Here is a 25,019-nt window from a genome sequence, read left to right on the forward strand (position 1 = left end):
TTGCGACGCGTGCGAGCGAATCTGACACGGCGGGCTCTGCTGGAAACCGCGGCACAATTGTTCGACGAACGGGGTTATGCCGGGACCAGCATCAGCGATATCAGCGCACTTTCCGGGCGCACCAGCGGCGCCATCTATTTCCATTACGCCAGCAAGGAGAAACTGGCCCTCGCCGTGGTCGAGGAGCACTTCGCGTCCTGGCCGCGCATGATCGAACACCATCGCTCCACCGGCCGCCCGGCCCTGGAGAAACTGGTGGCGCTGAGCTTCACCGTCGCCCGCGCCTTCCGGGACGACGTCGTCGTACGGGCCGGCTCACGCCTGTGGATGGAACGCAAGGCCATCGCCGCTCCACTGCCCACGCCCTTCGTCGACTGGATCGAGGTCGTCACCGAACTCCTCGCCGAGGCACGCGCCAACGGCGAACTCGCCGCCGGCGTCGATCCGGTGCCCGCCGCGCACAGCGTGGTCTGCGCGTTCTTCGGCCTCCACACCGTCTCCGACGCCCTGGACGGCCGCGAGCACATCGAGCAGCACCTGCACAACCTGTGGCGGCTGCTGCTCACCGCTCTCCAGGCCCACCCGGACCCGGCGGCCCTGCTCGACCGCGTCCACGCCGCCCGGCCCTCACCCTCCCCGGTGCGGCAGCCGCCGGTCGACGAGGCCGTGCTCACCCGCGCCGAGGCATAGCGGTCACGGGAAGCGGGACCCGGGAGCGGGGCAGGCCGGCGGCCTGCCCCGCTCATCGCCGTCAGGCGGACGGGTTGAGGGTCACCGTCGCGGAGTTGTTCCCGCTGTCCGGGTCGAAGGCGAACGACGTGCCGTACTCGGGCCGGGCCACGACGCGGCCCGTCGCGTCGGGGACGACCCGGTCGACGCGCAGCTGGAACGGGAAGCTGACGTCCAGGTCGGGCTTGGCCCACATCGGCAGGGTGCAGGCGTAGTGGGACGACCCGGCGGCGTTGCAGGTGTCCGGCACGGACGTGGCGGTGGTGCCCTCCGGGAGGTAGAAGTCGATCACGGCGACCGGGTCGCCGGAGCTGACATTGCCGACCCAGGCCGGGCCCCCGTTGGTGAAGCGGAAGGCGGCGGTGACGGTGTCCCCGGCCTGGCCGCTCACCCGGGTGCCGTGCACCGCGAAGTCGGCGGTGTTGCGGGCGGTGATGCTCCAGGCCTGGCCGTTGTCCGAGACGTCGAGGTCGGTGGCGCCGCCGCCGGGCTGCACCTCGTAGTCGAACCGCTCGTACAGCGCGTGGCCGGTCACGGCGAGCCGCAGCGGCTCCGGCAGCTCCACCGTGGCGCCGGGCGCTATCTCGGTGTCGAAGGAGCACGTCACGTACGTCATGGGCGTGTACTCGTTGTCGTCGGTGTCCGGCCCCGTGTAGGTGCACTGGGGGTAACGGGTGGCGACGTCGAGGCCGTAGGTCGCCCACAGCTTCACGCTGAAGCCGTGGGCCGCCTGGTCACCGGTGTTGGTGACGGAGAACGGCACCGTGAGGGTGGTCCCGGGCGCCACGTCCCGCACGCTCTGCAGGGCCTTGACACCCAGGTTCGGGCCGGAGCCGACGGTGACGAAGGTCTCCGCACCCGGGGCGACCATCTTGCCGTCGGGCCCGGTGGCCTCCGCCGAGTACTCGATCGCGCCCTGTACCGCACCGGCGCCGGCGGCGGCCCGCACCCGCAGCTCGACCTGCGGGGTGTAATCGGTGGGCACGTCCCCGGTGTCGCACACGGCGACCGTACCGGCGTGGTTCGGCGCGCAGTTGGCGGGCCAGGCCACGTCGACGGCTCCGGCCAGCCCCGAGACGTCGACGGTCAACCGGCCGTCGGACACGGTGAAGTTGGAGTTGTCGTGGTACAGACCGAGCGCCAGCGACCGGTATTCGCCGGCAGCGCCGTCCGCACCCGCGGTGACCGCCTGCTCGTACGGCGCCTGGATCCACAGGCGGTCGGTCTGCGCCTCATCGGCGAAGGCGACCCCGCTGCCGAGACCGGCGACCAGCAACGCCCCCACGGCTCCGGCACATGCGCCGCGACGCAGCACACGGCCGACGGAGACAGAACTCATGGCATCTCCCACATCGGAAAGAAGTGAAACCCGGCGCGGTGATCCACACCGGACTCCTCTTGGACGGCCGACCCGGCCGAAAGGTTGTAACTGACCTGCGAAAACTCGACGTTCCCCACCACGTCAGGTTCCCAGGCATGCCTCCGGCCCCGACGCGGCGAGCACACCCAGGCCGCAATAGGCCGCCTTGGGGTGGTACGCGCCCATCACCTCGGCGGTGCGGGCCGCGTCGCTCCCCGCCGGAACCCGCTGGATCGCCTCGGCGAAGCCCGGCGCGGCCACCATGTTCCGCAGGATCAGCAGGTGCCGGGCGGTCGGTGTGACCGAGGACAGCGGCAGGAAGGTGACCCCGGGCACGCGCTCGACGGCCGCCCGCTGTTCCTCCGTACCGACGGCATAGGTGTAGGTGCCGGCAGGGGAGAGACGGGTGTCGAGGTCCGCGCGGCAGCCGGGGTCCACCCCGCCGCCGGGCAGCGGGTTGGCGACCACCTCGCCCGGCCCCCACCACAGGTTGTCGCACATCGACCAGTACCGGACCTGGGCACTTCCGGCGGGCCAGGGCCGGGCGCGGTCCCCGGCGGTCGCGGTGGGCGCCTTGCCGCGGACGACGAGGACCTGTCCGGCGGGCGGCGCGTCGAAGCCGGCGCTCAGATACGCGTTGTCCGGGTTGGGGTAGAGACCGGCACCGCCCGACCGGGAGAAGACCGGCCGGGCCGGGGTGCCCTCCCCGGCCGAGGACACGGTCCCGGAGGACGCTGTCCCGGAGGATGCTGTCCCGGAGGGCGCGCCGACGGCCGGAGCGCCGGGGGACAGGGCGCCCGCGCACGTCCCCACCCGGACGCGGTGCCCGTCCTGGACGAAGGTGACCTTCGGCAGGCGGAACTTCCCGTGCGGCAGGTAGATCCGGTAGACGACGGTTCCCTCGGCGCCTTCCGGGGTTCCCGCGGGGGCGAGCGGCAGGGCGTTGGGCCGGCCCGCGGGCGTGTCCGTGACCGTGACGGTGAACTTGCCGCCGGGACGGGCGGGTTCGCGGTACGGGTTGCCGCTGCCCCGGTCCGCGAGAAGCCGGTGGTCGGTCAGCGCCGACGGGGTTCCGTCCGGAGCGGTGAAGCTGCCGCGGTGGGCGTCGTAGGAGGCGACCGAGGCGTAACGGGCGTCCGGGAAGCGGCCGTCGAGCCGGATGGCCAGCCCCTTGCGTACGGTGTGACGCAGCAGCCAGTACCGGGCGTTGGTGTCCGGGTAGGCGACGTTGGACGTCTGGTAACCCAGCGGTTCCCAGGCGCAGGCGGGCACCGCCGGCAGCGGGGCGCCGCTCGGCGCGGCGGCCGCGGGGGCGGTCCCCGACAGGGCGAGCGCGGTGGCGAGGAGAACGGGCTTCCAGCACTTCATCAGGCCCTCCCCCCGGGCCGGGGGGACAGCCAGGACGCGGCGGCGGCCAGGAGGTGGCGTATCCCGGCGGCGACGGCGTGCCGGTCGGAGGGCGCGTAGTGCGGGGAGTGGTTCGTGGCCGTGCCCGGCGGGAGCGTACCGCGTTCCAGCGCGGCCACGGCCGCCTCGTCGAAGTCCCCAGGATCCGCGCCGCCGAAGTGGAAGAACACCGACGGGCACCCGGCCGCCGCGGCGAACCGGCCGAAGTCCTCGCTGGCCGGGAGCGGAGCGGGCAGCGTGTGCCCCAGGGCACCCGCGTCGCCCACGGCCGCCAGGACGCGCTCGGTGGCGGCCGGGTCGTTGACCGTCAGGGGGAAGGAGTCGTACGTCGTGATGTCCGGCGCACGGGTGGCGCCCTGGGCGTCGGCCTCCGCGTCGATGACGCGCCGGATGTCGGCCAGCATCCGCTCGCGGGTCTGCGCGTCGAACGTCCTGAGGCTGCACAGCAGTTCGGCGGTGTGCGGGATGACGTTCGGCACGGTCCCGGAGTGCAGGGCCCCGACCGTGAGGAGCGGTGACGGGGACAGCGGCGCCAGGCGGGCGGACAGGGTCTGCAGGCGCAGCACCACGGACGCCGCCATCACGATCGGATCCACGGCGAGATGGGGGGCGGAGGCGTGCGCGCCCGCGCCGTACAGGGTGACCCGGAGGCTGTCGGCCGCCGCCATGAGGGGACCGGGCCTGGTCGTCACCACACCGGCGGGCAGCGGGCCCACATGCTGGCCCAGCACCACCTCGGGCCGGGGGAAACGGTCGAGGACACCGTCGTCCAGCATGGCCTGCGCGCCATGGCCCACCTCCTCGGCGGGCTGGAAGACGGCCACCGCGGTCCCGCTCCAGGCGCCGGGGTGCGCGGCGAGCTGCCGGCAGACCCCCAGCAGGGCGGCGACGTGCACGTCATGGCCGCAGGCGTGCATCAGCCCCGGCTCGACGGAGGCGTACGGGAGCCCGGTCTCCTCCCGCACGGGCAGGGCGTCCATGTCCGCCCGCAGCCAGACCACCGGCCCGGCGCCGTTGCGCAGGACGGACACCACACCGGTCCGGCCGACCCGCTCGGTGGTCTCCCACCCGCCGATGTCCGCCAGTTCCCGGACGGCGGCGGCGGCGGTACGGCGCTCCTGGAAGGCGAGTTCGGGATGGGCGTGCAGATCGCGGTACACCTCCTCCCAGTGCGGGAGGCGAGCCGCGAGGCCATGGCTCAGGCCGGTCTCAGGCGGAGTGGGCGGCAGCGGACGTATCACTGTCGTCCTCCTTCGGGGTGTCGGTGACGACGGCGCGCAGACGCGCCAGGAAACGGGGAGAGGTCTGGGGCACCCGGAGCACGGCGGCGACGGCGAGCACGGGACCCACGAGCAACGACCAGAACGCGGTGCGGTACGAGAAGGCGTCGACGATGTGACCGAACAGGGTCGGCACGATGATGCCGGACAACTGGCCGCCGAAGAGGATGATTCCCGAGGCCGTTCCCGTCAGGCCCGGCGGGAGGCTGCGCAGGGGCACCGAGAAGCACGGCATGTAACACAGGCCGACGGCCCCGCTGACGAGCGTGCCGACCACCACGAACTGGGCCGGTGTGGTGGTGAGCGGCAGCAGGACGAGCAGGCCGGCCGCCACGCACATGGCCGGGACGACGATCCGCCGGGGGCGCCCCTCGAACCTGTCGCTCAGCCGGCCCCCGATGACGGCGGCGACCGCCGCGAGCAGGGTCGGCGCCAGGGACACCAGCCCCGCGTCGGCCACGGCCAGACCGCGTTCCTCCATCAGGAAGGAAGCGCTCCAGCTGTTGAGCCCCCACACGACGACGTCGTAGGCGAGGAACATCACCGCGAAGCCCCAGACGGCCGGCGACCTCAGCAGGGCGGTCGCGGCCCCCTTCGGCTGCCGCAGCGGAGGGCCGGTCTGTCCGGCGGGCAGCGGTCCGGGCAGAGCACGCCGGATCGCGACCACCACCAGCAGGCCCAGCACGGACACGGCCGCGAACATCACCCGCCAGTCCCAGTGGGCCAGCAGCAGCCCGCCCAGTACGGCGGCCAGCAGCCCGCCGACCGCGTTGGAACTCTGGATCCAGCCGTTGGCGGTCAGCCGCTGCTCGGGCACGCTGCGCCGGCTGAGGGTGTCGACGGCCGCGGCGGGGAACAGGCCCTGGGCCACACCGAAGAGACAGCGGAAGACCACGAGCGCGGCGAACGACCAGGCGACGGCGGTCAGTCCGGTGAAGACCGACCACAGGACGAGGGCCGCGCACACCACCCGCGCACCGCCGAAGCGCGCGGCGACCAGGCCGGCGGGAATCTGCGTCAGCGCGTAGGTGACGAAGAACGAGGAGAGGATCACGCCCCGCTCCGCGTGACCGAGACCGAAGGTGCCGCCGATCGACGGCAGCGCCAGATTGATCACCTGCCGGTCGATGTAGTCGACGGCCCAGGCGGTGAACAGCAGGACCGCGGTGGTCCGGGTGGTTCTGAGCAAGGGGTCCTCCCGCCGTGCGAGGCGACGCTTGGCGGACACCCTGCACCGTCCGCCGCTTCGCACCGCGCAATCGCAGGATTCCGGCATCTGAGGGGACTTCGCGCTCGAATCCGCCAACCCGGTTATGCGGAAGGGGTCTTCAGCCGGGCCCTCCGCGCTGACAGGATGAGACCCGTGCCACCCACACACACCACCCTCCCCGACACCCCCGAGGGACTCGACGAGACCGACCTCGCCCTGGTCGAGGCCCTCCAACTGCGGCCGCGCGCCACCTGGGCGCGGATCGGCTCCGTCATCGGCCTCGACGCCACCACCGCCGCGCGCCGCTGGCGGCGGCTCACCGGCGGCGGCCTGGCCTGGATGACGGCCTACCCGGCGCGGCACGCCTCGGTCGTCGGTTACGTCGATCTCGCCTGCGCCCCCGGTGCACTCGACGCGCTGACCACCGAACTGTGCCGCTGGGGACCGGTGTTCAGCGTGGAACGCACCACGGGCGACCACTCGTTGTTCCTGGGCGTGGCAGCGTACGACCTGCCGTCCCTGGACGACTTCGTCACCGGGCGGCTGGGGCGGCTGGACGGGGTGCGCTCGGTGCGGCTGAGCATCTGCACCCGGGTGTACCGCGAGGGCAGCGGGTGGCTGGTGCACACGCTCAACGAACGCCAGCGCACCCATCTCACCGGCGGCGACAGCCGGACGCGCCCACGGCCCGGCGGCGGACCGCACGAGGGCGACCGCAGGCTCCTGCGCGCGCTCGGCGCCGACGCCCGCCGCGGCCATGCCGAGCTGGCCCGGGAGTGCGGACTGAGCGAGACGACCGTACGCCGGCGGCTGGCACGCATGATCGCGGGCGGGGAGGTGTACTTCCGGTGCGACCTCACCCAGCAACTGGCCGGCTGGCCCGTCATCGCCACGTTCCGTATCGCCGTCCCGGGGCCCGGCACCGAAACCGTGGCACACGCGCTGGCGGGGCTGCCGGAAACCCGGCTGTGCGCGTCGGTCACCGGGCCGGAGAACCTGCTGCTGTCCGTGTGGCTGCGCTCGCCCGCCGACTGTCTCACCCTGGAGGAACGCATCCTGCACCGCCACCCCGGGCTGCGGATCGGCGAGCGGAGCATCACCCTGCACACCGCCAAACGCATGGGCAGACTGCTGGACCGGTGGGGCCGCGCCCGGGCGCACGTCGCGATCACCGCGGCACCGGAAACGGGGGCCTTGGAGAACGGCCGCGCAATGAACTGAGGCCACTTGTCGGCTTGCCGGGAAAGCCCTTTCCTGCCCGATCTCTTGACGTGCACCTGTCGTAACTGGCTGTATGGGAGCGCTCCCACATGTTTCGGCCTACTTGTTCACCCACTCATGGAGTCGCAGTGAGAACAACGACAAGTACGACACCGAGGAACCCGGTCGCCGTATTGCTGGCCGCCGTGGTCACCGTGCTGGGCATGCTCGCCCTCTCCCCGGCCCCCGCGCACGCCGTTTCCCGGCCGGCCGCCGCCGCGCCCGGGCTGCACATCGGCAACGGCCGCCTCCTCGAAGGCAACGGCAACGACTTCGTGATGCGCGGCGTCAACCACGCGCACACCTGGTACCCGGGCGAGACCCAGTCGCTGGCCGACGTCAAGGCCCTCGGGGCCAACACCGTGCGCGTCGTCCTCTCCGACGGCCACCGCTGGTCCCGCAACAGCCCGCAGGACGTCGCGGCCGTCATCCAGAACTGCAAGGCCAACCGCCTGATCTGCGTCCTGGAGGTGCACGACACCACCGGCTACGGAGAGGACTCCGCCGCCGGCACCCTCGACCACGCCGCCGACTACTGGATCAGCCTCAAGGACGTCCTGGCCGGCCAAGAGGACTACGTCATCATCAACATCGGCAACGAGCCGTGGGGCAACACGAACCCGGCCGGCTGGACCGAGCCCACCATCGCCGCGGTCAAGAAGCTCCGCGCGGCGGGCTTCCAGCACACGCTCATGGTGGACGCGCCCAACTGGGGCCAGGACTGGCAGGGCGTCATGCGCGCCAACGCCCGCACCGTCTACGACGCCGACACCACAGGCAACCTCCTGTTCTCGATCCACATGTACAGCGTCTTCGACACCGCGCAGGAGATCACCGACTACCTCAACGCCTTCGTCACCGCGAAACTCCCCCTCGTCATCGGCGAGTTCGGCGGACCGGCCGACCAGTACGGCGATCCCGACGAGGACACCATGATGGCCACCGCCGAGCAGCTCCGCCTCGGCTACCTGGCCTGGTCCTGGAGCGGCAACACCGACCCGGTCCTCGACCTCGTGACCGACTTCGACCCGGCCCGGCTCAGCTCCTGGGGCCGGCGCGTCTTCCAGGGCGCCAACGGCATCGCCGCGACCTCGCGCGAGGCAACGGTCTTCGGCGGCACCGCCCCCGACACCCAGGCCCCGACCGCACCGGGCACCCCCACCGCATCCGGCGTCTCGGCCACCTCGGTCACCCTGACCTGGCCCGCGGCCACTGACAACGTTGGCATCGCCGGCTACGACGTGGTCCGCCTCAACGGCACCACGGAGACCACGGCCGCCTCCACCACGACCACCACGGTCACCGTCTCCGCCCTGACCGCCGACACCACGTACACGTTCGCGGTCTACGCCAAGGACGCCGCCGGGAACCGCTCGCCCCGGTCCGCGACGGTCACCGTCAAGACGGAGAAGGGCACCGGCACTCCGGGCGCCGGCTGCTCCGTGCGCTACCGTGTCACCGGTGAATGGCCCGGCGGCTTCCAGGGCGAGATCACCATCGGCAACACCGGCACCGCCGCCATCAGCGGCTGGACGCTGGGCTTCAGCTTTCCGAGCGGCCAGACCATCAGCAACATGTGGGGCGGCACCCCGGCCCAGAACGGCGCCTCGGTGACGGTCGCCGCCGCGTCGTACACGTCCACGGTCCCCGCAGGCGGCTCGGTCACGGTCGGCTTCACCGGCGGCAAGTCGACCACCAACACCTCACCCACCGCGTTCACCCTCAACGGCACTGCCTGCACGACCCTCTGACGCGTCCGCCGCGACCGCGCGTCGGGCGCGGTCATGGCGCACCGGCCGGCCGCCTCGCCTCCGGCCGGCCTTCCGGACCGTAGGGCTCCGGTGTCCGTCGGTCTTCGATGATGCGCTGTTCCAGGTCTCACTCTTCTTCGAGGACTGGCTCGACGTCGGGTGAGGCCCGTGGCCGATCGGCGGTGGAGCTGCCCGGGGTCACCAGGCCCGTCTCGTAGGCGAGGACGACGGCTTGGGCGCGGTCGCGGAGTGTGAGCTTGGCGAAGATCCGGGCGACGTGGGTCTTCACGGTGGCCTCGCTGAGGGTGAGGGCGTCGGCGAGTTCGGTGTTCGACAGGCCCCGGCCCATGAGGGCCAGCACTTCGCGTTCGCGGGGTGTCAGCGGAGCGAGGTCGCGGTGCAGCGGGGGTGTGCGGTCCACGGTCGCCGCAGTGGCGGGGCGGTGAACCGCCTCGGCTCGGCCGGCCACGAGGGTGGTCGCGTAGCGCTCGACCAGACGGCGGGTGATCGAGGGGGCGAGCAGCGCGTCACCCGTGTTCACCAGCCGCACCGCCGCGGCGAGATGGGCGGCGGTGACGTCCTTGAGCAGGAATCCGCTCGCCCCGGCGGCGAGCGCCGCGTAGACGTAGCGGTCGAGGTCGAACGTGGTGAGCATGAGCACCCGACAGCCCGGGAGTTGCCGCAGGACGCGCTTGGCGGCTTCCAGGCCGTCCAGTCTGGGCATGCGGATGTCCATCAGGAGGACGTCCGGGCGTAGCCGCTCGGCTTCCGTGACGGCCTGTACGCCGTCCGCGGCCTCGCCGATGACCTCGATGCCGCGCGAGGCGAGGATGAGTCGGAAGCCGGTTCGGATGAGTTCCTCGTCGTCGGCGATGAGGACTCGCGGGGCGACGGTTTCCTTGCTCGGGTTCGGTCCTGGCTCCTGGGTGTTCGGGGTCCGGTTCGGGGCCTGTGGGGTGCGGCGGTCGGCAGCGGGCTGGGTCACGGGCGCTCCAGGGGGATGCGTGCGCGGACACGGTACCCGCCACCGACGCGGCGTCGGGCGTCGAAGTGGCCTCCGTAGACGGCGACGCGCTCGCGCAGACCGATCAGGCCGTGCCCGGCTCCGTCGTTTTGGCGCTGGGGGCCGGATCGGGCTCCCGTGCCCGCGGAGCCGGCGGACAGCACGCTCGGCCCGCTGTTGAGCACCTCGACCCGCAGACCGTGGTCGGCATAGCGCACCATCACGGTCGCCGTGCCGCCGTCGCCGTACTTGAGCGCGTTGGTCAGCGCCTCCTGCACGACCCGGTAGGCGGTGACGTCGATGCCGGGCGGCAACGGGCGCGGCTCTCCGGAGATGCGCACCTCGACCGGGAGACCGGCGAAGGCGATCCGGTCGACCAGGGTGCCCAGTTGGCTCAGGCTCGGCTGGGGGGCGAGTGCGGAGGGGTCGCCCTCGCCGTCGCGTCCGGCCCGGTCGTCGTCGCCGTCCGGCGACGGTGCCAACAGGCCCAGCAGATGCCGCAGTTCGGTCATCGCATCGCGTCCGGCACGCTCCACGGCTTGCAACGCGGTCTCCGCCGCGTCCGGCAGGGCGGCGAGCACCTCGCGGGCCGCGGTCGCCTGCACGACCATCAGGCTGACCTTGTGGCTGACGATGTCGTGCAACTCCCGTGCTATACGGGCACGTTCGGCCGTCACCGCCGTGCGGGCGGCAGTCTCCCGCTCGCGCTCCAGCAGCCAGCGCCGGTCCTCCAGAAGCTTGCGGTAGCGGCGGCGAGCGCGCGCCAGCAGCAGGGTGGCGCCCCCGGTCGCCGCCAGGCTCACGGTCGCCAGGGCGATGAGCAGCAGGCCCGTCTCCGATCTCCACACGTCGTCCATCGTGCCAGCCGGCCGAGGAGCGGGCGTCCTTCTCCGGGGCCACCCCGTACATCGCCGGTATGACCGTCGCCGCCGGATACCTCCGGGGGCTGACGCTCGGGGCTGCCCACGCCGCCTACCGTCCCTGTCATGACCACCGAAGACATCAGCGGCACGGCTCCGGGCCCCGGTCCGGCCGCCGTGCACGAGCAGGGCGTCGTCCGGGTGAGCGGCCTGCGCAAGGAGTACGGCGACACCGTCGCCCTGAACGGGGTGTCGCTGGAGATCGGCGCCGGGGAGGCGGTCGCGGTGATGGGACCGTCCGGCTGCGGCAAGTCGACCCTGCTCAACATGATCGCCGGCCTTGACCGGCCGAGCGCAGGCCAGGTGTGTGTGCACGGCGAGGACCTGGGCGCGATGAACGAGACCGGGCTGGCGCTCTTCCGGCGCCGCCGGATCGGCATGATCTTCCAGTTCTTCAACCTCATCGACGACCTGCCCACGATCGACAACGTCGCCCTGGCCGCCCAGCTCACCGGAACGCCCACCCGTCAGGCCCGGCGCCGGGCGCTGGAACTGCTGGACGAACTCGGCATCGCCGACCGCAGGAACGTCTACCCCGCCGCGCTCAGTGGCGGCGAGCGCCAGCGCGCGGCGGTGGCCCGCGCACTGATGAACCGGCCCGCGCTGTTGCTGGCGGACGAGCCGACCGGCGCGCTGGACAGCCACGCGGGCGAACAGGTGATGGACCTGCTCATCGATCTCAACGAACTGGGCCAGACTCTGCTGTTGGTGACGCACGACCAGACACTGGCCACCCGCTGTGCCGGCCGCCTGGTGCTGATGGCGGACGGCCGGATCACCGGCGAGCGGGCCCTGGAGCGGTCGGCGTGAGCGCGGTGTGGCGGGCCTCCCGCGCGGCCGTGCGCCGGCGCCGGTTGCAGACTTCCGTGATCGCGGCAGTGGTCCTCGTTTCCAGTACGGCCCTGGTGGTCGCCCTCGGTCTGCTCGACGTCGCGTCCGGTCCCTTCGACCGGCTGTTCGGTCAGGTGCACGGCGCGCACGTCGTCGCCACCTTCGACGCGACGAAGGTTTCCGGCGCGGAGCTGGAGCGGACCGTGAAGCGTCCGGGTGTACGGGCTGCGGCCGGGCCGTTTTCGCAAGCCGTGATCGACATGCCGGAAAGCGCGGCGTCCCAGATGCCCGGGATGGCACCCGGCCCCCTGACGGTCGTCGGGCGGCCGGATCCCGGTGGCGACGTCGACCGACTGGACCTGTTCGCCGGGCATTGGGCCACCGGTCCGGGCCAGATCGTGCTGGCGTTGCCGGACGCGCCCGGGATGGGCAACGGGCCGCACTCGCCGCTCGGCAAGCGGATCCGGCTGTCCGGGCAGCGGCCCCTGACCGTGGTGGGCCTCGCCTCCAGTGTGAGCGGCACCGCGCAGGCATGGGTCTCCCCGCAGCAGATCACGGCCCTGCACCCCACGACGTACCAGATGCTCTACCGGTTCGACCGGGCCGCGACAGCCCGCGAGATCAGCGAGGGCCTCTCAGCGGTGAGCGCGGGTCTGCCGTTCGGATCGCTGGTCGCGCATCAGTCGTACCTGACCTTGAAGGCGCAGGTGGCGGCCAGCCCCAACGCCTACGTGCCGTTCCTCCTGGCCTTCGGGATCCTCGGCCTGCTGGTGGCCGTCCTGATCGTGGGCAACGTGGTCAGCGGCGCCGTCGTCTCCGGCTTCCGGCACATCGGTGTACTCAAGTCCCTGGGCTTCACACCCCGACAGGTCGTCGCGGTCTACCTGGTGATGGTCTGCGTCCCCGCCACAGCGGGCGCGCTGGCCGGCACGGCCCTGGGCGGGGTTCTCGCGCCGCCGCTGCTGCACCAGGTCTTCCAGGGCGCGCAGCTCGGCACCGCGACCGTGCACCCGACGATCAGCTCCTGGGCGTATGTGACCGCCGCACTCGGCATGCCCCTGACGGTACTGCTGGCCGCGCTGATCCCGGCCCTGCGCGCACACCGGCTCTCCGCGGCACGCGCCATCAGCGCGGGCAGCGCACCGCACGGTGGACGGGGACCGGCGGTTCAGCGGTGGTTGAGCGGGGTGCGGCTGCCGCGCCCGGTGACTCTGGGCCTGGGCCTGCCCTTCGCCCGGCCCGGACGGGCCTTGCTCACCGTCGCCTCGGTCGTGCTCGGCGTGGCCACGGTGACCTTCGCCACCGGCCTGTCGGCCACCATGGTTGCCTACGGCCGCGCGGAACAGGACTACGGCACGGCACAGTCGACCGTCTGGCGAGGACAGCCCAGGTTCGACCAGACCGCCCCGCGTCACAACGACGCCGCGACGCAGAATCTCCTGCGCTCTCTGCCGCATGTCGCAGACGTGGCCGCAGTCGGCTTCATCAACGTACGGATCCTCGGCCGGAGCGAAGGAGTGGCGATCGAGGGCGTGCGCGGGGGACGGTCCGCTCTCCCGGACAACCTGGCACGGGGCCGCTGGATGAGTGGGCCCGGCGAAGTGGTGGCCTCCGGCAGATTCCTCGCCAAACAGGGCCTACGGCTCGGCGACTCCTTCACCCTGACCGGGGCGGACGGCCGTCAGGAGCGCGTGACCCTGGTCGGAGAGATCCTGGCCGGCCCGGAGGACTGGATGCGCGCGGATTGGTCGACGGTGACCGCTTTGGCACCGGAGGCGCAGGCCAACCAGTACTGGGTGCACCTCACCCGCGGCGCCGACTTCAACGCCTACAAGAAGGCGGTGCAAGCCGCCGACCCAGGGCTCTACCCGACAAAGAACACCATGCTGAACACGGACGCCGTGACCGTCATCAGCTCCGCCTCCGCATTGACCCTGATGCTGACGCTGGTCGCGGCGATGGGCGTGTTCAACACCGTCGTACTCAACACACGGGAGCGCCGGCGCGACCTCGGGATGCTCAAGTCCATCGGCATGACGCCACGCCAGGTCACGGTGATGATGGTGGCGTCCATGGCCGGACTAGGGCTGGTCGGCGGGATCCTGGGACTGCCGCTCGGAGTCGCCGCGTACCACGTGGTGATCCCGATCACCGAGCACGCGGCCCAACTCACCTTCCCCGCACGGATGCTGGACGTGTGGCACCCGGGCTTGATGACGTTGCTGGTGCTGGCCGGGGTGGTGATCGCCGCCCTGGGTGCGGTGCTGCCGGCGCGTGCGGCGGCCCGGCAGACCATCGCCCGCGTCCTGCACACCGAGTGACGGCCGGCGGCCGTCCCCGCTGCGGCGTCGACGCGTCAGACGGGACCTCCGTCGGCCCCGGCCTCACCGCGTCGTGGCCGGCCCCCGTGGATGTGTCACGGGGGCCGACGCCTCGTGCCGGATGGTCCTTCTTCTGTGTGAACCACCGTCCGCAGACGGGGAACCCGTGCCGTCGGCGGGCATCTCCCCGGGTGTCCGGTGCCATTCGCGACCGTATGGTTCAGGCTCACGTTGGGAGAGGTCATGCGATCCCGTCCCGTACACCGGCAGATCACCGCACGGCACACCGGCGCGGTGAAGGACGGGACGCTCGGCGGGGGAGTCGCGGACGCCCCGCCCCGCCCGGTGCGGATCATGCCGCTGGGGGACTCGATCACCGCCGGTCCGAACAGCACCGGGGCCGCCGGATACCGCGACGAACTCCTCGGCCACCTGCACCGCCTGGGCCACGACGCCTGCTTCGTCGGCCCCTGTGTCAACGCCTTCCAGCCGCAGGGAGACCCCGGCTACGCCGCCGTCTGCGGCATCACCATCGAGGCGCTGACCTCCTTGCTGCCGCGGTGGGTTCCGGCCGCCCGGCCGGACTGGCTGCTCGTGCACGTCGGCACGAACAACATGTACGGCCCCGACCACACGGCCGCCCCCGGCCTCCTGCGCACCTTCGTGGACACCCTGCTGCGCCTGGCCCCGACCGCCGGCATCCTGCTCGCCTCGATCATTCCGTCCCGGCTGCCCGAGTGGCAGGCACACATCGACGACTACAACCGGCGGGTGCGCGAGATCGCCGAGGAGCCCGGGCGCCGCGGCCGGGTCTTCTTCGTCGACATGGCCCCCGCGTTGCACGCCTCCCCGCACGGCGGCGACGATCTGTCCGACCTCGTCCACCCGTGCGACCAGGGGTACGCCAAGATGGCGGCCGTCTGGCGGGACGCGCTCCACGCACGGCTGCCCGCCCCCGGAGGCGGTCCCATCCTCAACCCCAACCCGCACCTTCGGACCCCCTCGCTCTCCGAGGCGGAACCGCGCGCCCGGGGCAACGCTCCCGCCTACTTCCCGGGCTGGACGAACCACGGCGTGTACGCCTGCCACGGGCGTCTCGCGGGCCTGGACAACGGCTCGCACGCCGTGGGCCTGTGCGCCGCTCCCGGGTTCCTCGGCATCGGCACCCGCCTCGCCACCACCCCCGGCCGCCCGGTCCGCGTCACCTTCCGCGCCCGCGCCGGCACCCTCGGCGCCGACCCGGACCACGGCGGCCCCACGAACGCGGCAAGGATGTTCGGCGTCCAGGCCGACAGGCACCCCAGGGCCATCGTCACCGCGACCGACGAGTGGCGTACCTGGACCTACGATTTCACCCCCACCGGCGCCGGGACCGACCTCCGCTTCACCCCCGAGAGCGGCCTCCCCCTCACCCCCGGCACCCGGACCGGCCGAGGCCCCCTCGTCACGGACGTCCTCGCACGCGCGTCGGCCTCCTGAGCACACCCGCCGGCCCGCGCGCGCCGGACTTCTCCAGCCGGCCGCGGTCACCCGGCGCAGCCGACGTCCAGTACCTCGACCACGTCGTCATGGACGGTGTACACCAGCCAGCACCATTCACCGAAGACCGCGGCAAGATCCGGGACCTGGGCCCGCCGGTCCTCGGAGACGGCCGTGATGAGCATGATGATCTCTTGGTGCATGTCGTCCGGGACGTCGAACAGCACGTCGGCGGCCCGTTGAATGAGTTCGATTTTCATGGCGTCCACCCGTGGACGGCGGGATTTCGCGTGGTGTGCGGAGGTATGCCCGCGCGGGGTCTGTCACGGAAGGGGGAACAGGGCCCGTGAACATGGTAATTCCGCCGGCTCCGGCAGGAGCCGGTGAGACCCCGCGCGTGGTCAGGTCAGGCCCGGCCTGCCGAACAGTTCCGCGTAGCCGGTCGGCAACTGCGACAGCAGGTCGTCGACCTCTCCGCCCGGCACCGCGTCCGCGACGGTGGACAGGACGGCGCCGGCGTCCCACTCGGCGGTCCGGGGCCGGGCGCCGGTCTGCTCGGCCACGCGCCGCAGGAACTCCTCACGCCCGAGCGCCTCCGGCTGCCGCGGGTGGGTGTGCAGGACGTCGTCCAGTGGCGCGGGCAGCTGTGCCGCCAGGTCGTCCGCCTCCTCCGGCGTGATCCGCGTGGCGAGCACCCGCAGCACCGACGTACTGATGTGCTCGGCCTCCTCCTGGCTGCGGTACTCCCCTCGATCGCGGACCTCGGCCAGAAATTCCGCCAGCTTCACGGTGCCCTCCTCGGACTGGTTCCTTCGGCATGCCTGGGAAACGGCCGGTACGAGAACCGGCACGACGCGTGAGCGCCGTCTCGAGGTCCCGTCGGCCTCACACCCCGACGGGCCAGGTCTCCGTCTCGGGGCGCGCCGCGGCCGTCGGGCGCAACGGGGTGACGGCCCGGGTGTGGTCGAGATAGCAGAAGGCGTCGTAGCGCTCGGCCAGGACGGTGGGGACGTAGTTGCCCATGCGTTCGTACTCCGGCTGGTAGACCACCCCGATGGCCCGATGGCCGCGCTCCTCGTGGAACCACGCGCGCCGGCCGGTGGCGGGCGGCCGCTGGAACTGGACAGGGGGGAAGACGAAGAGGGCCCGCTCGCCGGGCAGCGCCGTGTGCAACAGGTCCTCCAGGCTGCCGGTGCGCGCGGGCGGCACCTCCATGACCCGGGGCACGTCGCCCCAGGCGTCGGCGGCGACCACCGTGCCGGTGTACGAGCCGAAGCCGACCAGTGCCACGCCCGCGCCCATGTGCCGTTCGCGGACCAGCTGACCGACGTTGATCTCGCCGATGTCGGCCATGTCCGTGGCGCGGGCGTCCCCGACATGGGTGTTGTGTTCCCACACCACCGCCTTGGCGCCGGAGCCGTAGTGCTCCATCAGCCGGTCCAGCGTGTCGGCCATGTGCCGGTCGCGGATGTTCCAGGAGTCCGGGCCGCTGTCCAGGGTGGCCCGGTAGTAGCGCTCGGCGCCGGCCAGCACCTCGGCGTTCTGGCGGGCGGCGAACTCCGTGAGCGAACCGTCCGGGGAGGCCGCCCGCGCGGCCCTGTCCCGTGCCTCCGTGAGCAGGGAGATCACCTCCCGCTCACATCCTTGGGGGACATACCGTGTGGCCAGCGCATACGAATGCGGGTCCTCGGCGTACGGCTCGAGGCAGCGGTACGCGTCCAGGGCGGGCCGCACCCGCTCGGGGTCGTGCTCGCGGAGATGGGCGAGGACGGCGTGCAGCGACTCCCACAGGCTGTAGACGTCCAGCCCGAAGAAACCGACGCGCCGCTCGGGAGGCAGCCCCTGGTTGTGCCGGCGCAGCCACCGGGTGAAGGCCGCGACCTCGGTGTTGCCCCACATCCACGTCGGCCAGCGGTCGAAGCCCGCGAGTACCTCGCCGGGGTCCTCGGGCGCGCCCGGGGCCGCGACCACCGAGCAGTGCACGGCGTGGCAGTCGGGCCAGTCGCCCTCCACGGCGACGAAGGAGAACCCCTTCTCCTCGATCAGCCGACGGGTCAGCACGTCACGGAGCCGGTAGTAGTCGGCGGTGCCATGGGACGCCTCGCCCAGCAGGACGTAGCGGGCGTCGCCGATGCGGTCCAGCAGGGGGTCCAGGGAGCCCGGATCGGTCAGTGGCAGGGCCGCTTCCCGAATGCGGGCCTGTTCGGTGTCGGGCACGGCTCGCCTCCCTTCGCGGGGTGCACCACCGGGTCCCCGCCGCGTCGCGCCCCGAAACGCGAGGTCACGGCGGTATCCACGGAGACCGGGGAGTGGCTGCGCGCAGCGTGATGTGATGTGAATCACATCATGGGGCCGGTGGGTGTTGCTTCGCTCACCCGAGTGGGGGAATTCGGATAAAAAGCACATAAGCCTCAATGCTGGAGAGGGGACGACGCCCATGTCGTATCCGCAGTACTCCACCGGCATGACCGGACATCCCGAGATGGCGGAGATGCGGGAGCGGCTCGAACGCACCGCCTCCACCGGCAAGGCGATCGCCCTCGAAGGGCTGATCCTTCTGACCGGTCTCTACGCCGCGATCTCACCGTGGGCCGTCCACTTCGCGGGCCTGCGGAACATCACCGCCAACAACCTGATCGTCGGCATCACCATCGGCCTGATCGGTCTCGGCCTGGCCCTCGTGCCCGAGCGGATGTTCCGTCTGGCCTGGGCGCTGGTACCCCTGGGCGTCTGGCTCCTGATCTCGCCCTGGGTGGTCACCGCCTCGCACGGCGCGCGGGCCGGCGTCATCTGGAACAACGTCCTGATCGGCGTCGTCACCATGGCGCTCGGACTGGCCGCCATGGGTCTCACCATCGGCGTCGCCCGCCCGGACAAGCGTTGAGCCGAGGAGCGTGCCGCACCCGGCGGGTCCGGCACGCTCCCCGAGCAGACGGCGCGGTCTCCTGTCCGACGGCGCGGTCCCCGAGCGGGCGGGCACGGTTCCTGACCCGGTGGGCACGGTCCCCGAGCAGGCGGCACGGCGCCCGATCCGGCGGGTGGACAGCCGGTTTCGTCCACCGGGGCATGGAACCCGCACGGGGAGAGGCGGAAGCCACGCTTCCCGCCCCTCCATGCCAAGGCGAACGGATTGGAAGACAAGACGATGCCCACCACCCGCTCATCCGACTTCGAGCACGCCATCCACAGCGCGAACATCTGGCTCAAGGCGGTCGCGGAAGCCCTGGGAACGGACGACCGCCATCTCGCCCACCGGGTCCTGCGCACATGGCTGCACACCCTCCGGGACCGGCTCACCGTGGAGGTGTCGGCCCACCTCGCCGCACAACTCCCCGAACTGCTGCGCGGCGCCTACTACGACGGCTGGACGCCGAGTTCCGTGCCCATCAAGTACGACATCGACGGCTACGTGAACCGCTTCGTCCAGGAAGCCAAGGTCGACGCAGAGGACGTGCCGAAGATGGCCGCCGCCGTCACCACCGTCGTACGCGACCACGTCTCACCCGGCACGCTGGAGTCGGCACTGGAGCAGCTCCCGAACGACATCTGCGCCCTGCTGCTGCAGCCGGCCTGAACCGGGCCGGCCCGCTCGGCCGCCGCCGGACCAGGGCGCATGCCCGGGCACGGGTCAGCGCGCGCGGTCCGCCGTGACCAGCCACGACGTACTGAGCAGGCGTACCGTTCCGTCCGACGCCAGGTGGCCGCGCAACTGGTCCGTCAGGGCGCGGCGGGCGCGCTCGCGTGTGCGCGCGTCGGCCTGTTCCAGCAGGTGGCGGCCGGGGCCCGTGCCCCACAGGAACTCCGCCGCGTCCTCGGCGCCGTGTCCCCACACTCCGTGGGCCTGGACCCGGTCGACGGTGACGGCGGTGAATCCGGCCGCGGTGAGGATGTCCCGGATGCGGTCGGGAGCGGCCAGGGAGAACATGCCCGGCAGCCCGGGCGTCCCGAAGTCGCCGACCGGCAGCAGGCCGCGCAGGCTCGCGATCGCCGTCACCCAGCCGTTGTCCGCCGCGTCGGCCGGGCAGACGAACGCCAGCCGGCCGCCGGGGCACAGCGCCCGGCGGACATTGCCGAAGGCCACGGTCGGGTCGGTGAAGAACATCACCCCGTAGCGGCTGATCGCCGCGTCGAACGCGCCCTCCTCGAGGGGGTACACCTGCGCGTCGCCCTGTACGAAGGAGACGTTGCCGATGCCTTGGTCCTCCGCGCGGGTCCGTGCCTCGGCCAGCATCGGGGCGGACAGGTCGAGGCCCAGAGCGCGCCCCCGGGGCGCCCGGCGCGCGGCGCGGCGCGTGGTCTGCCCGGAGCCGCAGCCGACATCGAGGATCCGGTGCCCCCCGGTGATTCCCGCGGCGTCGAGCAACGGCTGGTCGAAACCTCCGTTCACGGCGTTCCAGCGGTCCTGGTGGCGGGCCCAGTGGGCGCCTTCGGGGCCGTTCCACGCCTGCGACTGACCGGTGTTGACGATGTCCGGCACGGATTCCGGCACGGGTGCCTCCAGGGACGACGACGAGAATGGGCGTGCGCCCAAACAGTATGGGCAGGTGCCCAAACTGGCAATGCCCAGTACTATCCGGTGAGTTGTGTCGTCTGAGCCGGAACGGGAGAGCGGCCCATGTCACCGCGGGGAGTGGCGACGCCGGACGTGCGCGAGCGGCTGTTCGCGGCTGCCGAGCGCGTCGTGGACAAGGGCGGCCCCGGCGCGCTCACCAGCCGGGCCGTCACCACCGAGGCGGGCTGCGCCAAGGGGCTGCTGCACGCGCACTTCGCGGGCCTCGACGATTTCGTGGCCGAACTCTGCCTCGACCGGTTCGCGCGGACGGCGGCGAAGGCGCGGGCACTGTCGGGACTCGTCGGGCAGGGCACGGTGGCGCGGAACCTCGACGCCGTCGTCCTCGCGCTGTTCGACTCCGGCGGCCCCGCGCTCTCCGGCCTCGCCCTGACCCGGCCCGCGGCGGCCCGGCGCATCCGCGAGGCGCTGGAAGGCGGGGCGCCCGGCTTCGCCGCGATCCAGGAGGCCGTCACCGGCTATCTGGCCGGCGAACAGAAGCTCGGCCGGCTCGCGGAGGCCGTCGACCCGCACACCGTGGCCCTCGCCCTGGTCGGCACCGCGCACCACCTGCTGATGACGAGCTGGCCGGGCACCCCCGACCCGCGGCCCGCCATGACGCGCCTGGTGGCCGCGCTCCTGCGGGACTGAGAGGCGGAGCGGGGCGGCTGCGGACCGGCCCGCGGGGCGCCATGGCCTGTGCGGGAACCCGCCCGCGCGCGTGGTACGGGGCGGCCGGTGATGTGCGCGGGCACGCGAAGGGCGAGGCGTAGGCACGTTCCGTGGTGAGTGGTGCGGTGTTGTCAGGGTTGTGCTGCACCTTCATTCGTGCGGTGTGTTTACGCGGTTCGGCCGGTTATCCCACGCCGGTCCGGTCATCACCGTTGCGGGACCGGCGCCCGCATGCCGGCGGACGGGGCGCCGATCCACACCCCTTCGGCTCGAGGTGCACGGAAGGAGGTGACAGACATGGAGAACCGCGAGGAGGTCTACGAGGCGCCGACGCTGAGCGAGGCCGGCGACTTCGCCGAGGTCACCCTCGGCTGGCCGTTCGGGTACCGCCGCGACGGCGGTCTCCCGCCGTACTGGCTGTACCCCTACGGCGAGTGAGCCCGGTGCTGTGAACCCGGTGGGCGCGCGCGACGCGGGCGCCCACCGGGCGCGGGGCCGCCCGACCCGCCCGTGAGGAGAAGGAGTGCCGTGGACGACTGGTGGGTGATGCTGCCCGATTCCCCGGCCGCCGCCGCTGTCGCGGACCGGCTGGGCCGGGAAGGCGTGCGCCGCGTGTCGCACGCCTCGGGACGGCCCTGGCTGGTGGGCCGTTGGGACGCCCGGCAGGAGGTGTCGGCCCGGGCGGGGGAGACCCGGATCGTGGTGCTGGGCCGGAGCACCGCGCGGGCCGGGACGCTACGGCGGCGGATCGGGCGGGTGCGCCGTCCCGCGGAGGCGGAACGGGCCGTGACGGGCCTGGCGGGCAGCTTCCATGTGCTGGCCTCGGTGGGCGGACGGGTGTGGGCGCGCGGTACGGCGTCGGCCGTGTGCCGCGTCTTCACCGCACACATCGACGGCGTACCGGTGGCGGCCGGCCGCGCCGATGTGCTGGCCGCCCTGTCGGGCGCGGACCCCGACCTCGGGGCGCTCGCCGTGCGGCTTCTTCACCCGTCGGTGGCCTCCACGGTCCTCGCCGACCGCACCTACTGGCGGAACGTACGCGCCGTACCCCCGCACGAGGCGTTGGTCTGGGAGCGCGACGGGCGCCGCGGGCCCGGGGCCCGCTGGTGGCGTCCCCCCGAACCGCACCTGTCCCTGGCGGAGGCCGCAGCCGAGGTGCGTACGGCACTGACGGACGCGGTCGGCACCTGTACGGCCGGTGGCGGCACGGTCAGCGCCGATCTCTCCGGAGGACTGGACTCGACGAGCCTGTGCTTCCTGGCCGCCCGGGAGACGGACCGGCTGGTCACCGTGCACTGGGAGGGACGGGACCCGGACAACGACGACGCCATCTGGGCCGCGCGCGCCCGCGAGGCACTGCCGTCGGCCACCCACCTGGTGCTGACCGGCGAGGAGTCACCCGACTGGTTCGCCGGCGTCGGAGGACTACGGCTGCCCAGCGAGGAACCCTGTGCCTGGGTGAGGGACTTCGCCAAACAGACCGACCTGCTGCGGCGGGCCGGGGAGCACGGCTCCCGGCTCCATCTGAGCGGTGGCGGCGGCGACGAGATGTTCACACCGTTCCCCTGCCACCTCCAGGACCTGGCCGCCACCCGGCCGTGGCAGGCATGGCAGCTGCTGAGCCGGCAACGCCACCAATGGCGCGCCGGCCACCTCTCGGTGGCCCGCGGCGTCCTCGGACGGACCTCCTACCGGCGATGGCTGCTGGACGCCGCCGACCACGTGACCCTCCCGCCGCCGTCGGGCCTCACGGGCATGCTCGGCTGGCAGCCCGAACCCCGCGCACCGGGCTGGGCCACCCCCGAGGCGGTGGCGATGATCACGGACGCGCTGCGCACCGCGGCGGCCGGCAGCCCCGAACCGCTCGCGCCCCAGCGGTCCGTGCACTGCGCGCTGCAACAGGTCCGTGAGGGCGGCAACACGATCCGCGTACTGAACCAGACGCTGACCGGCCCGGACCTGGCCCTGCCCTACACCGACGACGCGGTCGTCACCGCCGCCCTGTCGGTCCGCCCGCTGGAAGCCGTACGGCCGGGTACGTACAAACCGCTGCTGGGCGCCGCCCTGTCCGGCATCGTGCCCGCGCACATCCTGGCCCGCCCGGACAAGGGCCCGTACGACGCCGACTTCTACCACGGGCTGCGCCGCCACCGCGGGGAGCTGCTGGCCCTGACCGAGGACTCGCGGTTGGCCGAAGCCGGGCTGATCGACGCCGAACGGCTGCGCCGCACCCTGCACCACAACGCCGACGCCGCCGAACTCGACCCGCTGCTTCACACGTTGGGCTGCGAGGTGTGGCTCCGCTCGCTGGACGACGGTCCGGCCCCGGTGCCGTACCCGCCGGCCGCGACAGCGCGGTGAACAGGGGGGCGGCGATGGAAGGAGCGTGTTGATGTCCCTCTCGCTGGCCGCGTACGTGACCGCGGTCGACACCGACGGCGGTGCCATGGTCCTGCTGGACGAACGCACCGGGAAATACCGGCAGTTGAACCCCACGGGCGCGCTCGTCCTCCGCCTGCTGCTGCGGGGCGCCACCGCCGAGGACGCCGCGGCGGCCCTGACGGAACGCTATCCGCAGGCCGGCGGGCGGGCCGGCGAGGACGTCGCGCGCCTCGTGGAAGCCCTGCGGCGGGCCGGACTGCTGCGTGACTGAACCGCCCGCCGTCATCCCGCCGCCCGAACACCGGGAGGCCCGGAGGAGGTCCGGGAGCCCGGAGGACGCCCGAGAAAGACACTCTCGCCACCGCACCAGGAGCGTTCACCATGACCGACCTCATCGGAGCACCACAACCGTCCGTCGTCCCGCCGCCGCGCCGCCTGCTCGCCCTGCTGGCCGTGGCCGCCGCCCGCCCGCTGGCCGGCGCCGGACCGCGCCGCATCCGCGCCGTGCTGCACCTGCTGCGCCGCGGAGCCGTCCCCGCCACCCGGCAGCAGGCCGCCGCGGCCCGGCAGGCCGTCATCACCGTCAGCCCGCGCTGCGCCGCCGACCGCAGCTGCCTGCAACGCTCCCTGGCCACCGCCCTGTTGTGCCGGGCATGGGGAACCTGGCCCACCTGGTGCACCGGCGTGCGCACCGAACCCTTCCGCGCCCACGCCTGGGTCGCCGTCGGCTCCGAACCCGTGGGCGAACCGGCACACGAACGCGGCTACACGCCCGTCATCACCGTCCCGCCCCTGCCGCTCACCGGGAACCGCTCATGACCGGACGGCCGAGCCCCACCACGGACACCGCCGCCGGCGGCCGGGGAACCCGGCGTGCCCTGCCGTACGCGGTCCACACCCGGGGACTGACCAAGACCTACCCCGGCGGCCAGGACGCCGTACGGGGCGTGGACCTGACCGTCGCGACCGGCGAGATGTTCGCCTTCCTCGGCCCCAACGGCGCGGGAAAGTCCACCACCGTGTCCATGCTGTGCGCGCTGAAGAGGCCCAGCGCGGGAGACGCCTGGGTCGCCGGGGCGAACGTGCTCACCGAGTCCCACCTGGTGCGGCGCCGCGTCGGCGTCCTCTTCCAGCACAGCGCCCTGGAGCCCGACCTGACCTGCGCCCAGAGCCTGCAACTGCACGCGCGCCTGCACGGTCTGTCCCGCTCCGACGCCCGCTCCCGCACCGGCCAGGTGCTGAGCGCCGCCCGGCTCGCCGAGCACCGGCACGCACGGGTGCGCACCCTCTCCGGCGGCATGCGCCGCCGCCTCGACATCGCCCGCGCCCTGCTGCACGAGCCCCGCGTGCTCTTCCTGGACGAACCGACCGCCGGACTCGACCCGCCCGCCCGCGCCCGGCTGTGGCAGCACCTGCGCCGACTGCGGGAGGACGAGCGCATCACCGTCTTCGTCACCACGCACTACCTGGAGGAGGCCGAGTACTGCGACCGGCTCGCCATCATCGACCACGGCCGCATCGTCGCCCACGGCACGCCCGCTGGCCTGAAATCCGCCCTCGGGCAGGAGACCGTACGACTGCGCACCAGCGACAACCGGCGGGCCGCCGCGCTGCTCAGAACCGATCACGGCCGCACCGCCTTCGACGGCTGCGAGGAGGTCACCGTGCCGGTGACCGACAGCGCCGAGTGGCTGCCCAGGCTGTGCGCCACCCTCGGCGCACACGGCATCCACATCCATAGGGCCACCGCCACCGTGCCGACGCTGGACGACGTCTTCTTCCACCACACCGGCCGCCCCTTCGAGCCCGAGAGCGGCACCCCATGACGACGGCACGCGTCCCGTCCAGGGTGAGCCACACCGGGG

At 72.7% G+C, this 25,019-nt stretch carries 24 protein-coding genes; 14 read left to right on the forward strand and 10 right to left on the reverse strand.

Annotated elements, in window-relative coordinates:
* The first annotated feature begins 9 nt into the window (after window positions 1-9).
* Window positions 10-690 carry a ScbR family autoregulator-binding transcription factor gene (locus tag IE251_RS14045; RefSeq protein ID WP_373301992.1) on the forward strand — a complete coding sequence of 227 codons (681 nt, stop codon included), beginning with the start codon at window positions 10-12 and terminating at the stop codon, window positions 688-690.
* A gap of 61 nt (window positions 691-751) precedes the next feature.
* Here the strand turns inward: IE251_RS14045 and IE251_RS14050 are convergent, their stop codons facing one another.
* From IE251_RS14050 to IE251_RS14065, 4 genes are all read right to left on the reverse strand, one after another.
* Complete coding sequence (locus IE251_RS14050; RefSeq protein ID WP_189753246.1) at window positions 752-2,068, reverse strand: COG1361 family protein; 1,317 nt, start codon at window positions 2,066-2,068, stop codon at window positions 752-754.
* Window positions 2,069-2,191: 123 nt separating this feature from the next.
* Window positions 2,192-3,457 carry a hypothetical protein gene (locus tag IE251_RS14055; protein ID WP_189753247.1) on the reverse strand — a complete coding sequence of 422 codons (1,266 nt, stop codon included), beginning with the start codon at window positions 3,455-3,457 and terminating at the stop codon, window positions 2,192-2,194.
* Window positions 3,457-4,737 carry an amidohydrolase gene (locus IE251_RS14060; protein WP_229896743.1) on the reverse strand — a complete coding sequence of 427 codons (1,281 nt, stop codon included), beginning with the start codon at window positions 4,735-4,737 and terminating at the stop codon, window positions 3,457-3,459. Before IE251_RS14060 ends, IE251_RS14055 begins: the two co-directional genes overlap by 1 nt.
* A complete protein-coding gene (locus IE251_RS14065; RefSeq protein WP_189753248.1) occupies window positions 4,706-5,965 on the reverse strand; it encodes an MFS transporter in 1,260 nt (419 codons plus the stop codon). The genes IE251_RS14060 and IE251_RS14065 overlap by 32 nt, the downstream gene beginning before the upstream one ends.
* 174 nt (window positions 5,966-6,139) lie before the next feature.
* Between IE251_RS14065 and IE251_RS14070 the strand changes: the two genes are divergently transcribed.
* Together IE251_RS14070 and IE251_RS14075 are read left to right on the forward strand one after the other, a co-directional pair.
* Window positions 6,140-7,207: an Lrp/AsnC family transcriptional regulator gene (locus IE251_RS14070; RefSeq protein WP_229896744.1), complete on the forward strand. Its 1,068-nt coding sequence runs from the start codon at window positions 6,140-6,142 to the stop codon at window positions 7,205-7,207.
* Between the two features lie 128 nt (window positions 7,208-7,335).
* On the forward strand, window positions 7,336-8,997 hold the full coding sequence (locus tag IE251_RS14075) for a cellulase family glycosylhydrolase (RefSeq protein WP_229896745.1): 1,662 nt from the start codon (window positions 7,336-7,338) through the stop codon (window positions 8,995-8,997).
* 127 nt (window positions 8,998-9,124) lie between these two features.
* On the opposite strand, the gene IE251_RS14080 is transcribed toward IE251_RS14075, so the two are convergent.
* Both IE251_RS14080 and IE251_RS14085 read right to left on the reverse strand, forming a co-directional pair.
* Complete coding sequence (locus IE251_RS14080; RefSeq protein WP_189753361.1) at window positions 9,125-9,871, reverse strand: response regulator transcription factor; 747 nt, start codon at window positions 9,869-9,871, stop codon at window positions 9,125-9,127.
* A gap of 107 nt (window positions 9,872-9,978) precedes the next feature.
* A complete protein-coding gene (locus IE251_RS14085; RefSeq protein WP_189753251.1) occupies window positions 9,979-10,857 on the reverse strand; it encodes a sensor histidine kinase in 879 nt (292 codons plus the stop codon).
* A gap of 129 nt (window positions 10,858-10,986) precedes the next feature.
* Between IE251_RS14085 and IE251_RS14090 the strand changes: the two genes are divergently transcribed.
* The 3 genes from IE251_RS14090 to IE251_RS14100 all read left to right on the forward strand — a co-directional run bounded on the left by IE251_RS14090 (window position 10,987) and on the right by IE251_RS14100 (window position 15,551).
* Window positions 10,987-11,730, forward strand: coding sequence for an ABC transporter ATP-binding protein (locus IE251_RS14090; RefSeq protein WP_189753252.1), 744 nt, complete (start codon window positions 10,987-10,989; stop codon window positions 11,728-11,730).
* A complete protein-coding gene (locus IE251_RS14095) occupies window positions 11,727-14,072 on the forward strand; it encodes an ABC transporter permease (RefSeq protein WP_189753253.1) in 2,346 nt (781 codons plus the stop codon). The genes IE251_RS14090 and IE251_RS14095 overlap by 4 nt, the downstream gene beginning before the upstream one ends.
* Window positions 14,073-14,315: 243 nt before the next feature.
* On the forward strand, window positions 14,316-15,551 hold the full coding sequence (locus IE251_RS14100; protein WP_189753254.1) for an SGNH/GDSL hydrolase family protein: 1,236 nt from the start codon (window positions 14,316-14,318) through the stop codon (window positions 15,549-15,551).
* Window positions 15,552-15,598: 47 nt separating this feature from the next.
* On the opposite strand, the gene IE251_RS14105 is transcribed toward IE251_RS14100, so the two are convergent.
* The 3 genes from IE251_RS14105 to IE251_RS14115 all read right to left on the reverse strand — a co-directional run bounded on the left by IE251_RS14105 (window position 15,599) and on the right by IE251_RS14115 (window position 17,768).
* The gene (locus tag IE251_RS14105) at window positions 15,599-15,811 is read right to left on the reverse strand and encodes a hypothetical protein (protein ID WP_189753255.1); all 213 of its coding nucleotides are present in this window, start codon (window positions 15,809-15,811) and stop codon (window positions 15,599-15,601) included.
* 141 nt (window positions 15,812-15,952) lie between these two features.
* On the reverse strand, window positions 15,953-16,339 hold the full coding sequence (locus IE251_RS14110) for a DUF2267 domain-containing protein (protein WP_189753256.1): 387 nt from the start codon (window positions 16,337-16,339) through the stop codon (window positions 15,953-15,955).
* A gap of 97 nt (window positions 16,340-16,436) precedes the next feature.
* Window positions 16,437-17,768 (reverse strand): erythromycin esterase family protein, encoded by a 1,332-nt coding sequence (locus IE251_RS14115; RefSeq protein ID WP_229896746.1) that lies wholly within the window; start codon window positions 17,766-17,768, stop codon window positions 16,437-16,439.
* Between the two features lie 220 nt (window positions 17,769-17,988).
* Between IE251_RS14115 and IE251_RS14120 the strand changes: the two genes are divergently transcribed.
* Both IE251_RS14120 and IE251_RS14125 read left to right on the forward strand, forming a co-directional pair.
* Window positions 17,989-18,435 carry an SPW repeat protein gene (locus IE251_RS14120; protein WP_189753258.1) on the forward strand — a complete coding sequence of 149 codons (447 nt, stop codon included), beginning with the start codon at window positions 17,989-17,991 and terminating at the stop codon, window positions 18,433-18,435.
* 246 nt (window positions 18,436-18,681) lie between these two features.
* Window positions 18,682-19,125, forward strand: a complete 444-nt coding sequence (locus IE251_RS14125; RefSeq protein ID WP_200692470.1) for a DUF2267 domain-containing protein — start codon at window positions 18,682-18,684, stop codon at window positions 19,123-19,125.
* A gap of 54 nt (window positions 19,126-19,179) precedes the next feature.
* Here IE251_RS14125 and IE251_RS14130 read toward each other — a convergent pair whose 3' ends face one another.
* On the reverse strand, window positions 19,180-20,028 hold the full coding sequence (locus IE251_RS14130; protein WP_189753363.1) for a class I SAM-dependent methyltransferase: 849 nt from the start codon (window positions 20,026-20,028) through the stop codon (window positions 19,180-19,182).
* Window positions 20,029-20,166: 138 nt separating this feature from the next.
* Between IE251_RS14130 and IE251_RS14135 the strand changes: the two genes are divergently transcribed.
* From IE251_RS14135 to IE251_RS14160, 6 genes are all read left to right on the forward strand, one after another.
* Window positions 20,167-20,751: a TetR/AcrR family transcriptional regulator gene (locus tag IE251_RS14135; protein WP_189753259.1), complete on the forward strand. Its 585-nt coding sequence runs from the start codon at window positions 20,167-20,169 to the stop codon at window positions 20,749-20,751.
* 318 nt (window positions 20,752-21,069) lie between these two features.
* A complete protein-coding gene (locus IE251_RS14140; RefSeq protein ID WP_189753260.1) occupies window positions 21,070-21,210 on the forward strand; it encodes a keywimysin-related RiPP in 141 nt (46 codons plus the stop codon).
* Between the two features lie 90 nt (window positions 21,211-21,300).
* Window positions 21,301-23,133 (forward strand): asparagine synthase-related protein, encoded by a 1,833-nt coding sequence (locus IE251_RS14145; RefSeq protein ID WP_229896747.1) that lies wholly within the window; start codon window positions 21,301-21,303, stop codon window positions 23,131-23,133.
* 31 nt (window positions 23,134-23,164) lie between these two features.
* Window positions 23,165-23,425 (forward strand): lasso peptide biosynthesis PqqD family chaperone, encoded by a 261-nt coding sequence (locus tag IE251_RS14150; protein ID WP_189753261.1) that lies wholly within the window; start codon window positions 23,165-23,167, stop codon window positions 23,423-23,425.
* A gap of 110 nt (window positions 23,426-23,535) precedes the next feature.
* The gene (locus tag IE251_RS14155; RefSeq protein WP_189753262.1) at window positions 23,536-23,973 is read left to right on the forward strand and encodes a lasso peptide biosynthesis B2 protein; all 438 of its coding nucleotides are present in this window, start codon (window positions 23,536-23,538) and stop codon (window positions 23,971-23,973) included.
* Entirely contained in the window at window positions 23,970-24,980 is a 1,011-nt protein-coding gene (locus IE251_RS14160) for an ABC transporter ATP-binding protein (RefSeq protein ID WP_189753263.1), read from the forward strand. The genes IE251_RS14155 and IE251_RS14160 overlap by 4 nt, the downstream gene beginning before the upstream one ends.
* Window positions 24,981-25,019: the final 39 nt, after the last annotated feature.

It is taken from the genome of Streptomyces eurythermus, from assembly GCF_014649115.1.
Lineage (GTDB): Bacteria > Actinomycetota > Actinomycetes > Streptomycetales > Streptomycetaceae > Streptomyces > Streptomyces eurythermus.

Excerpts from the sequence above, each read along its gene's own strand:
- IE251_RS14050 (WP_189753246.1), bottom strand. The coding sequence starts at position 2,068 with ATGAGTTCTGTCTCCGTCGGCCGTGTGCTGCGTCGCGGCGCATGTGCC.
- IE251_RS14055 (WP_189753247.1), bottom strand. The coding sequence starts at position 3,457 with ATGAAGTGCTGGAAGCCCGTTCTCCTCGCCACCGCGCTCGCCCTGTCG.
- IE251_RS14085 (WP_189753251.1), bottom strand. The coding sequence starts at position 10,857 with ATGGACGACGTGTGGAGATCGGAGACGGGCCTGCTGCTCATCGCCCTG.
- IE251_RS14090 (WP_189753252.1), top strand. The coding sequence starts at position 10,987 with ATGACCACCGAAGACATCAGCGGCACGGCTCCGGGCCCCGGTCCGGCC.
- IE251_RS14100 (WP_189753254.1), top strand. The coding sequence starts at position 14,316 with ATGCGATCCCGTCCCGTACACCGGCAGATCACCGCACGGCACACCGGC.
- IE251_RS14105 (WP_189753255.1), bottom strand. The coding sequence starts at position 15,811 with ATGAAAATCGAACTCATTCAACGGGCCGCCGACGTGCTGTTCGACGTC.
- IE251_RS14120 (WP_189753258.1), top strand. The coding sequence starts at position 17,989 with ATGTCGTATCCGCAGTACTCCACCGGCATGACCGGACATCCCGAGATG.
- IE251_RS14135 (WP_189753259.1), top strand. The coding sequence starts at position 20,167 with ATGTCACCGCGGGGAGTGGCGACGCCGGACGTGCGCGAGCGGCTGTTC.
- IE251_RS14140 (WP_189753260.1), top strand. The coding sequence starts at position 21,070 with ATGGAGAACCGCGAGGAGGTCTACGAGGCGCCGACGCTGAGCGAGGCC.
- IE251_RS14150 (WP_189753261.1), top strand. The coding sequence starts at position 23,165 with ATGTCCCTCTCGCTGGCCGCGTACGTGACCGCGGTCGACACCGACGGC.
- IE251_RS14155 (WP_189753262.1), top strand. The coding sequence starts at position 23,536 with ATGACCGACCTCATCGGAGCACCACAACCGTCCGTCGTCCCGCCGCCG.
- IE251_RS14160 (WP_189753263.1), top strand. The coding sequence starts at position 23,970 with ATGACCGGACGGCCGAGCCCCACCACGGACACCGCCGCCGGCGGCCGG.